This is a genomic window from Streptomyces sp. NPDC029122 (assembly GCF_055569445.1).
This window is the reverse complement of the sequence record NZ_JBVHWK010000012.1, coordinates 134,080-147,220: the sequence shown is the minus strand read 5'-3', so window position 1 is coordinate 147,220 and position 13,141 is coordinate 134,080. Positions and strand designations below refer to the sequence as shown.

At 75.1% G+C, this 13,141-nt stretch carries 11 protein-coding genes; 7 read left to right on the top strand and 4 right to left on the bottom strand.

From position 1 onward, the window contains the following. Positions 1–45: 45 nt before the first annotated feature. Positions 46–708, top strand: a complete 663-nt coding sequence (locus ACZ4WZ_RS16910; protein ID WP_467890828.1) for a helix-turn-helix domain-containing protein — start codon at positions 46–48, stop codon at positions 706–708. 89 nt (positions 709–797) lie between these two features. Continuing rightward, a complete protein-coding gene (locus ACZ4WZ_RS16905; RefSeq protein ID WP_467890826.1) occupies positions 798–1,052 on the top strand; it encodes a DUF6126 family protein in 255 nt (84 codons plus the stop codon). Between the two features lie 63 nt (positions 1,053–1,115). Here ACZ4WZ_RS16905 and ACZ4WZ_RS16900 read toward each other — a convergent pair whose 3' ends face one another. Further along, positions 1,116–2,675: an MFS transporter gene (locus ACZ4WZ_RS16900; RefSeq protein WP_467890823.1), complete on the bottom strand. Its 1,560-nt coding sequence runs from the start codon at positions 2,673–2,675 to the stop codon at positions 1,116–1,118. Positions 2,676–2,868: 193 nt separating this feature from the next. Here ACZ4WZ_RS16900 and ACZ4WZ_RS16895 point away from each other — a divergent pair, with 193 nt between their 5' ends. The 4 genes from ACZ4WZ_RS16895 (at position 2,869) to ACZ4WZ_RS16880 (ending at position 8,326) form a co-directional block, all read left to right on the top strand. After that, on the top strand, positions 2,869–6,435 hold the full coding sequence (locus tag ACZ4WZ_RS16895; protein WP_467890821.1) for a S8 family serine peptidase: 3,567 nt from the start codon (positions 2,869–2,871) through the stop codon (positions 6,433–6,435). Positions 6,436–6,544: 109 nt separating this feature from the next. Then, positions 6,545–7,342, top strand: coding sequence for a serine hydrolase domain-containing protein (locus ACZ4WZ_RS16890; RefSeq protein WP_467890818.1), 798 nt, complete (start codon positions 6,545–6,547; stop codon positions 7,340–7,342). A 37-nt stretch (positions 7,343–7,379) separates the two neighbouring features. Beyond that, on the top strand, positions 7,380–8,072 hold the full coding sequence (locus ACZ4WZ_RS16885) for a hypothetical protein (RefSeq protein ID WP_467890816.1): 693 nt from the start codon (positions 7,380–7,382) through the stop codon (positions 8,070–8,072). Beyond that, a complete protein-coding gene (locus ACZ4WZ_RS16880; protein WP_467890813.1) occupies positions 8,069–8,326 on the top strand; it encodes a hypothetical protein in 258 nt (85 codons plus the stop codon). Before ACZ4WZ_RS16885 ends, ACZ4WZ_RS16880 begins: the two co-directional genes overlap by 4 nt. Positions 8,327–8,376: 50 nt before the next feature. Here ACZ4WZ_RS16880 and ACZ4WZ_RS16875 read toward each other — a convergent pair whose 3' ends face one another. Further along, on the bottom strand, positions 8,377–9,774 hold the full coding sequence (locus ACZ4WZ_RS16875) for a GntT/GntP/DsdX family permease (protein ID WP_467890811.1): 1,398 nt from the start codon (positions 9,772–9,774) through the stop codon (positions 8,377–8,379). A gap of 33 nt (positions 9,775–9,807) precedes the next feature. Then, the gene (locus tag ACZ4WZ_RS16870) at positions 9,808–10,299 is read right to left on the bottom strand and encodes a gluconokinase (RefSeq protein WP_467890892.1); all 492 of its coding nucleotides are present in this window, start codon (positions 10,297–10,299) and stop codon (positions 9,808–9,810) included. Between the two features lie 151 nt (positions 10,300–10,450). On the opposite strand from ACZ4WZ_RS16870, the gene ACZ4WZ_RS16865 reads away from it, so the two are divergent. Further along, entirely contained in the window at positions 10,451–11,161 is a 711-nt protein-coding gene (locus tag ACZ4WZ_RS16865) for a FadR/GntR family transcriptional regulator (RefSeq protein WP_467890808.1), read from the top strand. 46 nt (positions 11,162–11,207) lie between these two features. Here ACZ4WZ_RS16865 and ACZ4WZ_RS16860 read toward each other — a convergent pair whose 3' ends face one another. Continuing rightward, positions 11,208–13,088 (bottom strand): ABC transporter ATP-binding protein, encoded by a 1,881-nt coding sequence (locus ACZ4WZ_RS16860; protein WP_467890807.1) that lies wholly within the window; start codon positions 13,086–13,088, stop codon positions 11,208–11,210. Positions 13,089–13,141: the final 53 nt, after the last annotated feature.

Here is a 13,141-nt window from a genome sequence, read left to right as displayed (position 1 = left end):
GCAAGGAAGATTGCCAGAAAGGCAAGGCTCTGGCTCAATCGGGGTATGACGCCCCCTCCCGAGGAACCAGAAGGCGCCCGAGGCGCCCTGGCCCCCGAAACCGCCGACGGCACCGCCGGCGAGCTGCCCGCCGTCGCCCCGCAGTTGCGGGAGCTGCGCCGGCGCGCCGGGCTCACCCTGGAGGCCGCCGCCGCACGGGCCAGGCTCTCGCCCGCGCACCTGTCCCGGCTGGAGACCGGCCGGCGCCAGCCCTCGCTGCCCCTGCTGCTCGGGCTCGCCCGCACCTACGGTACGACCGTCTCCGAGCTGCTCGGCGAGACCCCTGCCGTCGCCGATCCCATCGTACGGGCGGGCGGTCCGGGGGCCCGCGAGGCCGACGGGTGGACGTACTGGCAGGCGGGCGGTGCCGGGCGGGGGATGCAGGCGCTGCGCGTGCACGTCCCGCACGGGCGCAGCCAGGGCGAGCTGGTCCGCGTCCACCCGGGGGAGGAGTGGCTGTACGTGCTCAGCGGACGCCTGCGGCTGCACCTGGGGGAGACCGAGCACCTGCTGGAGCCGGGGGACAGCGCCCACTTCGACTCGCTCACCCCGCACCGGATCGGCGCGGCCGGGCCGGGCGGGTGCGAGCTGCTGTTCGTCCACACCCTGCTGCAGAGCAGCCTCGCCGGGCTGTGCCTCGGCGACACCAAGACCGCGCGCCAGCACTAGGGGGAGCCGTACCCGTGTCCGCCGAGTCAGTGTCCGAGTCCGAGCCCGTATCCGAGCCCGTGTCCGGGTCGCATTCCCGAGGAGACCAGATGCCCACCACAGCAGAGCCGAACGCCGACCGGACCGCTGATCAGGACGGTCAGGCACGTCAGGCCGGTCAGGCCGGTCAGACGGCCGGCCGGACCGCTTCCGGGGAGGCGGCCGCGCCGCTGACCCTCCGCCGGCGCTTCGAGTCCAAGTTCCCGCGCGGTCTGATCATCAGGCTCGTCGCGTACCTGTTCGTCGGCCACCTCTTCGCCTTCTTCGTCTACCTGCTCTTCGTCCTGGGCGGCCAGAACCAGTAGTCCCCGCCACAGCCCCGCGCAGGCCACCGCCCCGGCGGCCGGCACCGCCCCTAGCCCGCGCCGTCAGGGCCGGGCCGGGAGGTCCGCCCCGGTTTCCGGCTCGGGGTGTTCGAGCGGCGGGGAGCCGACCGCGCAGTGCGTACGGCACTGCGGGTGGCAGGCCCCGGCAGCGGGGGCGCGTACGGTCGCCCAGGCCGTGACGGCGCCCGCCACCAGTGCCCCGGCGCACCAGAGCATGGCCCGGCCGAAGGCCCCGTCGAAGGCATCGGCCGACAGGTACGCGTCCGGGCCCATCCCCGCCAGCAGCGGCAGCGCCGCCACCGCGAGCAGCCCGGCGGCCCGTGCGGCGGCGTTGTTGATGCCGCTGGCGAGGCCCGCCCGGCCCGTCGGCACGGACGCCAGGACGGTGGAGGTCAGCGGGGCGACCAGCAGGGCCATGCCGGCCCCCGTCACCACCATGGCCGGCAGGACGTCCCGTACGTACGGGGCCTGCGGGCCCGCGCGCAGCATCAGCAGCGTCCCGGCGGCGCACAGCAGCGGCCCGAGGGTGAGCGGGACGCGGGGCCCGATGCGTTCTCCGAGCGCCCCCGCCCGGGACGACAGCAGCAGCATCAGGACGGTGGTGGGCAGCAGCGCGGCCCCGGCGCCCAGTGCGGAGTACCCGGCCACCACCTGGAGCTGGAGCACGACGAGGAAGAAGAAGCCGCCGAAGGCCGCGTAGACGAACAGGGTGACCAGGTTGACGGCGGTGAACAGCCGGGAGGAGAAGATCCCCGGCGGGAGCATCGGATCCGGCCGGTGCCGCTCGACGTACACGAAGAGGGCCGCCAGCAGCACCCCGCCCACGGCCGCGCCGACGACCGGGGCCGTGGCGGACCGGGCTTCGATCAGCGCGTACGTCAGCAGGGCCAGAGCTGCCGCGCCGAGCACCGCGCCGAGCACGTCGAACCGCCCGCCGGCCTGCGGATCCCGGGATTCCGGAATGTGTTTCAGGGCGGCCGGCACGCACAGGGCGGCCACCGGTACGTTGATCAGGAACACCCACCGCCAGCCCGGCCCGTCCACCAGCCAGCCGCCGAGGAACGGCCCGACGGCCGCGCCGACCCCGCCGAACCCCGACCACAGGCCCACCGCGCGGGCCCGGTCGCCGGGCCGGATCGAGCCCTGGATCAGCGCGAGCGAACCGGGTGTCAGCAGTGCGCCGCCGATGCCCTGGAGGGCGCGGGCGGCGATCAGGATCCCGGCGTTCGGCGCGAACCCGCACAGCAGCGAGCCGACCGCGAACCACACCACGCCGAGGACGAAGATCCGGCGCCGTCCGAACCGGTCGCCGAGCGCCCCGCCCACCAGGATCAGCCCCGCCAGGGTCAGTAGGTAGGCGTTCACCGTCCACTGGAGGACGGCCAGGTCGGCGCCGAGGTCCCGCCCGATGCGGGGCAGGGCCACGTTGACCACGGTCGAGTCCAGCAGTGCCATCGCCGACCCGAGCACGGTGGCGGCCAGGACCCACCGTCCCCGCGCGGAGCGCAGGGCGACCTCCGGCTCCGCGGCGGACGCGGGGCCGGGCCGGGGCGTCGGCGGGGGGCCGTTCTCGGGCGGGGGTCCACCGGGTTGCGCGCTCATCCCTCCAGGCTGACCCGGCGGCGCCCGGAAGGCCACCGGGCCGGGCGGCGGCCGCCCGTCGCGTGGCGCACGGGGCCCTCTTGTAATGCGCATGGCACTTCTCAGAACATGACCCGCGCACCTCGCGCACGGCCTTTCCACACGATCCGCACGATCCGCACACGCCGTACCCCGGCGTGAGAGGAGACGACACGTGCCACGACGCAACCCACGACGTTCCTTACGCGCGGCGCTCGCCGCTCTGAGCGCCGCCCTGCTCCTCCCGGCCGGCGCCGGCGCCGCCACCGCCGCCCCGCGGCCCGGCCCCGGACCCTCCGCGGCCGAGCGCAAGCTCGAACCCGCCCTCCGCGCCCAGTTCGACGGCTCCGACAAGGCGGTCTTCTGGGTCTACCTCGACAGCGCCGCCGACCTGACCGCCGCGGGGAAACAGCGGACCCGCGCCGCCAAGGCCGAAACGGTGCTGCGCACCAAGAAGGACCACGCCGCGCGCACCCAGGCCGAGGTCCTCAAGGCCCTCGAAGGATCCGGGGCGGAGTACACCTCGTACTGGATCGTCAACACGGTCCGCGTCGTCGGCGGCCGCAAACTCGCCGGAACCCTCGCCGAGCGCCCCGAGGTCGCCCGGATCGACGCCGACGACGAGGTCGCGCTCGCCGAACCCGCCGCAGGCACCCGCGAGGCGACCACCGCCGACGCCGTCGAATGGAACATCGACCGGATCAAGGCCCCCCAGGTCTGGGACCGGCTCGGCGTACGCGGCGAGGGCATCGTCGTCGCCAACATCGACAGCGGCGTGGACCACACCCACCCCGCCGTCAGCCACCAGTACCGCGGCAGGAACGCGGACGGCTCCTACAGCCACGACCACAACTGGTTCGACCCCGCGGGCGTCTGCGCCGGCGCCGCGCCCTGCGACAACAACGACCACGGCACCCACACCATGGGCACGATGGTCGGCGACGACGGCGGCACCAACAAGATCGGCGTGGCCCCCGGCGCCCGCTGGATCGCCGCGAAGGGCTGCGAGTCCAACTCCTGCTCCGAGGCCTCCCTGCTCGCCGCCGGACAGTGGATCGTCGCCCCCACCGACCTGAACGGCCGGAACCCGCGACCCGACCTCGCCCCGCACGTCGTCAACAACTCCTGGGGCAGCGCGGCGCACGACGACTGGTACCAGCAGGTCGTCGACACCTGGCGCGCCGCCGGCATCTTCCCCGCCTTCTCCAACGGGAACTCCGGCCCCGGCTGCGGCACCAGCGGCTCACCCGGCGACTACGCGCGCTCCTACAGCTCCGGCGCCTTCGGCATCGACAACGCCGTCGCCGCCTTCTCCTCGCGCGGCGCGGGGCCCGGCGGGATCGTCAAACCGAACATCGCCGCCCCCGGCGTGAACGTCCGCTCCTCCGTCCCCGGCGGCGAGTACGCCTCCTTCTCCGGCACCTCCATGGCCTCGCCGCACACCGCCGCCACCGTGGCCCTGCTGTGGTCGGCCGCGCCCTCCCTCGCCGGTGACGTGGCGCAGACCGAAGCCCTGCTCGACGGCACCGCCCAGGACACGGACAGCGGCCAGTGCGGCGGCACCCCCGCCGACAACAACGTCTTCGGCGAGGGCCGGCTCGACGCCCTGGCCGCGGTGAACGCCGCTCCGCGCGGCGCGGTCGGCGCGCTCGCCGGCACCGTCCGCACCGACGGCGGCGAGCCCGTGGCGGGTGCCAGGGTCACCGCGCACGGCCCGATCGACCGGACGGCCACCACGGCCGCCGACGGCACCTACCGCTTCGGCGTCCTGTCCGTCGGCGCGTACGAGCTCACGGCCTCGAAGTTCGGCCACGGACAGCAGGGCACCACGGTGACCGTCACCGAACAGGCCACCACCACCGCGGACCTGACCCTCACCCGGGCGCCCACCGCCCGGCTCAGCGGCACCGTCGGCTCCGCCACCGGGCCCGCCGCCGGAGCGGCCGTCACCCTCCTGGACACCCCCGTGACGGCCACCACCGACGCCCAAGGCCGCTTCGAGGTCACCGTGCCCCACGGAACCTACGACGTGAGCGCCACCCACCCGGCGCGCTGCCTCACCACGGGCACGGCGAGGGCCACCGTCACCGGCGACACCGCCGTCACGGTCACCCTCCCCGAACGCACCGACGGCTACGGCTACGCCTGCGCCGCCGACGCCGGCCGCCCGTCCCCGGCCGGCGACCGGCGGCTCGCCCTGACCGGCGACAACACCACCGAGCGCGTCGACCTGCCCTTCCCGCTGCCGCTGTACGGGAAGACGTACGCCCAGGCCTGGATCGGCACCAACGGCACGGTCGGCCTCGGCGGCAACCACACCGGCGACGTCAACGGCGACATCCCGAGCACCGCCACCCCCAACGCGGCCCTCTACCCCTTCTGGGACGACCTCGTCGTCGGCGCCGCCGACAGCGGGTCGGGCGTCTTCACCGCCGTCACCGGCACGGCCCCCCACCGCCGTTACGTCATCGAGTGGCGGCAGGTCTCCCACTGGTCCGCGCAGGCCGACACCTTCTCCTTCTCGGCGGCGATCGGCGAGGACGGCGCGGTCACCTACTCCTACAAGGGGACGGGCGGCACCGGCGTCAAGGGCGGCTCCTCCGCCACCGTCGGCGTGGAGAACGCGGCCGGCACCGACGCCTTCAGGTACTCCTTCAACACGCCCGCCCTCACCGACGGCCTCTCCCTCGGCTTCCGCACCACCCGCAGCGGCGTGGTCACCGGCCGGGTGCTCGACGCCAACGACGGCAACGGCGTCCCCGGCGCCACGGTCACCGTCGGCAGCGGCGACGCGGCCGTTTCCGCCACCACCGCGGCCGACGGCGGGTACGTCGTCCAGAGCCCGTCGGGCGCCCGTACGGTCACCATGGCCGCGCCCTCGTACGAAACCGCCACCACCACCGCCGACGTGAAGCCGGCCGAGGTCACCGGGGTCGACCGCTCCCTGCGCACCGGCCGGGTCACCGCATCCGCGCCGGCCGTGGAACTGGTCCTCCCCGCCGGCCAGCGGCGCACCCGCACCCTGGAGCTCACCAACCCCGGCCTCACCACGGCCTACACGGTCGCCGAGGACGCACCCTGGCTGACGGCGTCCCCGGCGGAGGGGAACCTGCCGGCCGGCGGCAAGGCCCCGCTCACCCTGACGGCCGACACCGCCGGGCTGGCCCCGGGCACGGTGCTGAGCACCGGCCTGCGGATCACCTCGGCCAGCGGCCGCAGCCCCGTCCTCACCGTCCCCGTCAAGATCGTCGTCCCGCGGTACCGGACCGCCGTGGACGCCGGCTCCGACTACGCGGGCACGGACGCGGCGGGCGACCCCTGGTCCCCGGACCGCGCCTACACCCCGGGCTCGTACGGCTACCAAGGCAACGGCGGCGTCCACTCCACCGGCCGCACCATCGCCGGCACCGATGACCAGCGGCTCTTCCGCAACGCCCGCGAGGGCATGTACGAGTACCGCTTCGACAACGTCCCCAACGGCACCTACACCGTGGAGCTGGGCTTCGCCGAGCTCACCCCTACCAGGCCGGACCAGCGCGTCTTCGACGTCCTGGCCGAGGGCGTCCAGGTCCTGCCCTCGCTCGACATCTCCCTGGAGGCGGGCACCTACACCGCCCTGGCCCGGACCTACACCGTCAAGGTCACGGACGGGGTGCTCAACATCCGCTTCGTTACGCACCACGGCGCCGGCAAGCCCCTGGTCAACACCCTCCGGGTGACCGACCGCCCCGACGCGGCATAGCCGCCCGCGCCGCCCGCCCCCGGCAATCGGGTGGCGGGCGGCGACTCCGCCGGGACTCCCCGGCGGACCTGCCCCGCCCGCCCGGCGGGGCGACGTAGCGTGGGCGACCATGACGCCGCAGATCGAGGCACTCGTGCGCGCCGCCGGCCCGGCCGCGTTCTGGGCGGTGGGATCGGCGGACGCCGTCCACGCCGCCCGCCCCGGCCCGCAAGCCCCAGCGGACCCCGGGGACGCGTCGGACGCGCCGGACGGCTGGGGCACCCCGTTCGACGCCGGGGCCCTGACCGCGGTGCTCGCGCTCTGGCCCGTCATCGGCCGCCTCGTCACCCAGGGCGAGCTCACCCTGCACACCCCCCTCACCGCCTACGGGACGGCCCCCTCGGCGGGACTGCCCGCCGGCACCACCGCCCACCACCTGCTCACCCGCGGCGACGGCCCGGCTCCCCTCGCCGCCCTCACCCGCCTCGCCGAACACCTCGCAGGCACCCCGCTGGCCGACTGCGCGCTCCGCCGCGTATGGCAGCCCCTCGGCATGACCCGCACCCGCTTCGCCGGGGGCACCCTGCGCACCTGCCCGGCCGATCTCGCCCGGTTCCTGCGCCATCTGCTCTCCGCCGCCGACGAGCCCGTCCCCCGCGCCTGGACCGCCGAGTCCCTGAGGATCCGCACCGGCGAACTCACCCCCTCGCGCGGCCTGCTCTGGCACCCCGCGCCCGCCGGGGTCTGGACCCACCACCCCCCGTCCGGCTCCGGCCCGTGCGTGTGGATCTCCCCCCGCCAGGACCGCTGGGCGGTCCTCGTCCCCGGTGCCGGGGACGTTGCCGCCGGCCCGCCGCGCACCGCGTTCCGCGAGGCCGCGTTCGGGCCCGCTCCCGCGCGCGCCGCCCCCGGTGCCGACGTACGGTGATCCCGAAGTCACCGCACGCAGCCCCCGCGAGGAACCCATGTCCGATGCCGCGACCGCCCAGGCGACCGACCCGGACGCCGGCACGCTCGACGCGCTGTGCCGGGACCTGGCCCGGGCCGCCGACGCCGTGGGCGAGGCCGCCCGGTACGCCTCCGGGCTCGCGTTCGGCCCCCGCCTCACGGCGGGGGGACCCGTGGGGCGCGGCGGAAGCCGGCGCCGCGCCTGGCGGACGCTGCTGCGCACCCTCACCGACCCGGCCGGACTCGGCTGGGCCCCGCGCGGACGCGGCCTGGCCCGGGCCGGGTGGCTCGCCGGGATCCTGGGCGGCCGGGAGAACCTCGCCGTCAGCACCGCCGTCTGCGGGCTGAAGGGGCGGATCCGGGCCGCGGGCGCGGGCCGCCCCGAGCTGCTCGCCGACCCGGACTGCGCCGCCGTGCTGCGCGCCGTCGCGGAGCACCGGCAGGCCGACGCCGCCCGCGGCTTCCGCACCCTGCTGCGCGAGCGGGGGGCCGGGCCGGCCTTCGCCCTGCTGTCCCCGTCCTTCGCGGACATCCTGGCCTGGGACGCCCTGACCGACGGGAACCCCTTCAACGACCACGCGGGCTGGCAGGTGGCCACCGGCCGGGCCGCCCCCGCCCGGCCCCTGCTGGGCCTCGGCGCCGCCCTGCGGGCCTTCTGCGCCCGCGGCCCCGGCCCGGCCGCACCCGCGAACCCCCGGAGGAGCCCGTGAGCGACTGTCCCCGGCCGAGCCGGCCCGCCCCGGCGGACGGCCTGCGCACCCACTCCGCCGCCCTGCGCTCCCACGCCCGCCGGCTGAGGGCGGGGGCGGCCGCCCTGGAGTGGCGCGGAGAGGAGGCCGACGCCTACCGCGCCGAGGTCGCCGCCCTCGCCGACCGCTGCGCCCGGGCCGCCGCCGGCCTCGCGCTGGCGGCGGCCCAGCTGGACGGTTCCCACCTGCGGCGCGGGCGGGGCCCGCTGGAGTGAACGGGCCCGCGCCGTCCGCGCGTACGGGACAGCTCGTACGGGACCGGTCGTCAGAGGACCAGTGACAGCAGCAGGACGAAGCCCAGGCCGGTCACCGAGATGATGGTCTCCATCACCGACCAGGTCTTGAGGGTCTGTCCGACGCTCATCCCGAAGTACTCCTTGACCAGCCAGAATCCGGCGTCGTTGACATGGCTGAAGAAGAGCGAGCCCGCCCCGATCGCCAGGACCAGCAGGGCGGTCCCCGTCGCCGGCATGCCCGCCGCCAGCGGCGCCACCAGGCCGGCCGCCGAGATGGTGGCGACCGTCGCCGAGCCGGTGGCCAGCCGGATGGCGACCGCGATCAGCCAGGCCAGCAGCAGGGCCGGGACGGCCCAGTCCTCCGCGAGGTCCAGGACCATCCGGCCCACCCCCGCGTCGATCAGCGTCTGCTTGAAACCGCCGCCCGCGCCCACGATCAGCAGGATCCCGGCGATCGGGGCGAGCGACTTCTCCACCGTGGACGACAGGGCCGCCCGGCTGAACCCGGCGGCCCGGCCGAGGGTGAACATCCCCACCAGTACGGCGGCGAGGAGGGCGATGAGCGGGGAGCCCGCGACGTCGGTGACCTTCCGGACGGGGTCGTCCGCGTCGTCGACAACGATGTCGGCCAGCGCCTTGACCAGCATCAGCGCCACCGGCAGCAGCACCGTGAAGACCGTCGCCCCGAACCGGGGGCGCTGGTCGAGCCCGGCCGAGGGGCGCTGCGGGATCATGTGCTCCGGTGCCGGGACGTCCACCCAGCGCGCCGCGTACCGGGAGAACAGCGGCCCGGCGATGACCACGGTGGGTATCGCGACGAGCACGCCCAGGGCGAGGGTGACGCCCAGGTCCGCGTGCAGGGCGTCGATGGCGACCAGCGGGCCGGGGTGCGGGGGGATCAGCCCGTGCATCACCGACAGGCCGGCCAGCGCGGGGACGCCGATCCGCATCAGGGAGTAGCCGCCGCGCCGGGCGACCAGCAGCACCACCGGGATCAGCAGCACGATCCCGACCTCGAAGAAGAGCGGCAGCCCGATCACCGACGCGATCAGCACCATCGCCCACGGCATGGCCCGGCCCCGGGCGCGGGCGAGGATGGTGTCCACGATCTCGTCCGCTCCGCCGGAGTCGGCGAGGAGCCTGCCGAGGACCGCGCCGAGGGCGATGAGGACGCCGACGCCCGCGACCGTGGAGCCGAGGCCCGTGGTGAAGCTCGCGATCGTCTTGTCCAGCGGGGCGCCCGCGAAGGATCCGAGGGCGAGCGAACCGACCGTCAGGGCGAGGAAGGCGTGCATCTTGAGGCGGGTGATGAGCAGGACGATGACGGCGATGCCCGCGAGGACGGCGACACCCAGCTGGGCGTTGCCGGCCGAGGTGATGGGTGCGGGGGCGGCCGCTGCCAGCGTCTCGACGCCGAGACCGGTCACGGTGGGGTTCCTCTGTCTCTCTCGGGGGAGCGGTCAGCTCTCGTGACGGGGCGGCCGGAGGGCGGCCAGCGCCCGTTCGGTGATCTCCTCGGGGGTGCCGGAGACATCGACGGCGATCCCGCGCTCGTCCGCGTCGAGCGGTTCGAGCGCGGCGAACTGGGAGTCCAGCAGGGAGGGCGGCATGAAGTGCCCCCTGCGGTCCGCCATCCGCTTCTCGATGAGCGGCCGTTCCCCGGTGAGGTGGACGAACACGGCGTCCGGAGCGGCCGAGCGCAGCCGGTCGCGGTAGGAGCGCTTGAGGCAGGAGGCGGCGACCACGCCGCCGTGCGGCGCGGCCCGGTTGCGGATCCACTCGCCGATGGCGTCCAGCCAGGGCCACCGGTCGGCGTCGTCCAGCGGGCTGCCGGCCGACATCTTCGCCACGTTGGCCGCCGGATGGAAGGCGTCGCCCTCCGCGTACGGAAGACCGAGCGCCTCCGCCAGCAACCGGCCGACGGTCGTCTTGCCCGTGCCGGCGACGCCCATCACCACAATGACGCGCTGGGGGCCCACGTCGTACCTCGCTGTCCTCGTCGCTGGGAGCACCACTGAAGCCCATTAAGTAGTACTTATTCAAGGGGTGGGCGGGAAAACGTCGTATCTTTTGCCCGTCGGGGCGTCACCGTACGCTTACGCCATGACCACCGAAGGCATTCCGGGCCGAGGACTCCACTCCGAGGTGCTGGACACCCTCGGCCTCGCGATCACGGCGGGCGAGTACCCGCCCGGGACCGTCCTGCGCACGGACGGCATCGCCGGCCGGTTCGACGCCTCCCGCACCGTGGTCCGGGAGGTGGTCCGCGTCCTGGAGTCGATGCGGCTCGTCGAGTCCCGGCGCCGCGTCGGGGTCACCGTCCGTCCCGCCGAGGAGTGGAACGTCTACGACCCGCGGGTCATCCGCTGGCGCCTCTCCGGCGCCGACCGTCCCCGCCAGCTGCGGTCGCTGACCGTCCTGCGCTCCGCCGTCGAACCCGTCGCCGCCGGACTCGCGGCCTCCCACGCCACCCCGGAGCAGTGCGCGCGGCTCACCGAGGCGGCCCTCGGCATGGTCCGGACCTCCCGCGGCCACCAGCTGGAGGGCTACCTCCACCACGACATCGCCTTCCACCGGACCGTGCTCGACGCCTCCGGCAACGAGATGTTCGCCCGGCTCGGCGACGTCGTCGCCGAGGTCCTCACCGGCCGCACCCGGCACGCCGTGATGTTCCCCGACCCCGACCCGGCCGCCGTCACCCTCCACGTACGGGTCGCCGAAGCGGTACGCGAGGGCGACGCGGCCGCCGCCGAGACCCTGACCCGCCGGATCGCCCTCGGCGCCCTGGACGAACTCGACGTACTCGCCCCCTGAGGCGGCGACCGGCGGCCCGAGGTCCGGACCCGGGCCCGCGGGCGCCTCAGCCGGCCGCGGCCGCGCCGTGCGCGGCGAACTGGGTCCGGTACAGCTCGGCGTACCGGCCGCCCGCCGCGAGCAGTTCGGTGTGCGTGCCGCGTTCCACGATCCGGCCGGCCTCCACCACCAGGATCAGGTCGGCGGCACGGACGGTCGACAGCCGGTGCGCGATCACCACGGCGGTCCGGCCGGAGAGGGCCTCGGCCAGGGCCTCCTGCACGGCCGCCTCCGAGGTGGAGTCCAGGTGGGCGGTGGCCTCGTCGAGGATCACCACCCGCTGCCGGGCCAGCAGCAGCCGGGCGATGGTCAGCCGCTGGCGCTCCCCGCCGGACAGCCGGTAGCCGCGCTCGCCGACGACGGTGTCCAGGCCGTCCGGGAGGGAGGCGACCAGTCCGTCCAGGCGGGAGCGGCGCAGGGCGTCCCACAGTTCGTCCTCGCCCGCCTCCGGCCGGGCCAGCAACAGGTTGGACCGTACCGACTCGTGGAAGAGGTGCCCGTCCTGGGTGACCATGCCGAGGGTGTCGCGGATGGAGTCGGCCGTGAGGTCCCGTACGTCGACGCCGCCCAGGCGGACCGCGCCCGCGTCGGCGTCGTACAGCCGCGGCAGCAGCTGGGCGATGGTCGACTTGCCGGCGCCCGAGGAGCCGACGAGGGCGACCATCTGACCGGGCTCTGCGCGGAAGGACACCTCGTGGAGCACCCGGGTGCCGCCCCGGGCGTCGAGCGCGGCCACCTCCTCGAGGGAGGCGAGCGAGACCTTGTCGGCGGAGGGGTAGCCGAAGGAGACCTTGTCGAACTCCACCGCCACCGGGCCGTCGGGCACCGCGACGGCGTCCGGCTTCTCGGCGATCAGCGGCTCCAGGTCGAGGATCTCGAAGACCCGCTCGAAGCTGACCATGGCGCTCATCACCTCGACCCGCGCCCCGGCCAGCGCGGTCAGCGGGGCGTACAGCCGGGTCAGGAGCAGGGCCAGGGCGACCACGGAGCCGGCCTCCAGGCTGCCGCGCAGGGCGAAGTACCCGCCCAGGCCGTACACCAGGGCGAGGGCCAGCGCGGAGACCAGGGTCAGGGCGGTGATGAAGGCCGACTGGGCCATCGCCGTACGGATCCCGATGTCCCGGACCCGGGCGGCGCGGGCCGCGAACTCGGCGGACTCGTCCGAGGGCCGCCCGAACAGCTTGACGAGGGTCGCGCCGGGGGCGGAGAACCGTTCCGTCATCTGGGTTCCCATCGCCGCGTTCAGCGCCGCCGCCTCCCGCTGCATCCCCGCCATCCGGGCCCCCATCCGGCGGGCCGGCAGCACGAACACCGGGAGCAGCACCAGGGCCAGCAGGGTGATCTGCCAGGAGATGGTGAGCATCACGCCCAGCGTCAGGAGCAGCGTCACGAGGTTGGAGACCACCCCGGAGAGGGTGTTGCTGAAGGCCCGCTGCGCGCCGATCACGTCGTTGTTGAGGCGGCTGACCAGCGCGCCCGTCCGGGTACGGGTGAAGAAGGCGACCGGCATCCGCTGGACGTGGTCGAAGACCGCCCGGCGCAGATCGAGGATCAGCCCCTCGCCGAGGGTCGCGGACAGCTTCCGGGTCAGCAGGCCCAGCCCCGCCTCGGCCACCGCGATCACCGCGATGAGCAGCGCGAGGCGGATGACCTCGCCGTCGTCCCCGTGCCCCACGATGGTGTCGACGATCCGGCTGGCCAGCAGCGGAGTGGCCACCGCCAGCAGTGCGCCCACCACGCTGAGCAGCAGGAAGAGGGTCAGCCCGCGCCGGTGCGGGCGGGCGAAGGCGGCGATCCGCCGCAGGCTCGCCCGGGAGAGCGGGCGGCGGTCCTGCTGGGCGTTGATCGCGCTGTGCAGCGAATGCCAGGCGGTGACTTCCATGTCCATGCCCCCACGCTAGAACCTCAACCAAACTCCAGGTCAAGGAATCCGCGGGCGCT

Coding starts and splice junctions, on each gene's coding strand:
- ACZ4WZ_RS16860 (WP_467890807.1), bottom strand. CDS start 13,088: ATGGACATGGAAGTCACCGCCTGGCATTCGCTGCACAGCGCGATCAAC.
- ACZ4WZ_RS16865 (WP_467890808.1), top strand. CDS start 10,451: ATGACCACCGAAGGCATTCCGGGCCGAGGACTCCACTCCGAGGTGCTG.
- ACZ4WZ_RS16870 (WP_467890892.1), bottom strand. CDS start 10,299: ATGGGCGTCGCCGGCACGGGCAAGACGACCGTCGGCCGGTTGCTGGCG.
- ACZ4WZ_RS16890 (WP_467890818.1), top strand. CDS start 6,545: ATGACGCCGCAGATCGAGGCACTCGTGCGCGCCGCCGGCCCGGCCGCG.
- ACZ4WZ_RS16905 (WP_467890826.1), top strand. CDS start 798: ATGCCCACCACAGCAGAGCCGAACGCCGACCGGACCGCTGATCAGGAC.
- ACZ4WZ_RS16910 (WP_467890828.1), top strand. CDS start 46: ATGACGCCCCCTCCCGAGGAACCAGAAGGCGCCCGAGGCGCCCTGGCC.
- ACZ4WZ_RS16900 (WP_467890823.1), bottom strand. CDS start 2,675: ATGAGCGCGCAACCCGGTGGACCCCCGCCCGAGAACGGCCCCCCGCCG.
- ACZ4WZ_RS16885 (WP_467890816.1), top strand. CDS start 7,380: ATGTCCGATGCCGCGACCGCCCAGGCGACCGACCCGGACGCCGGCACG.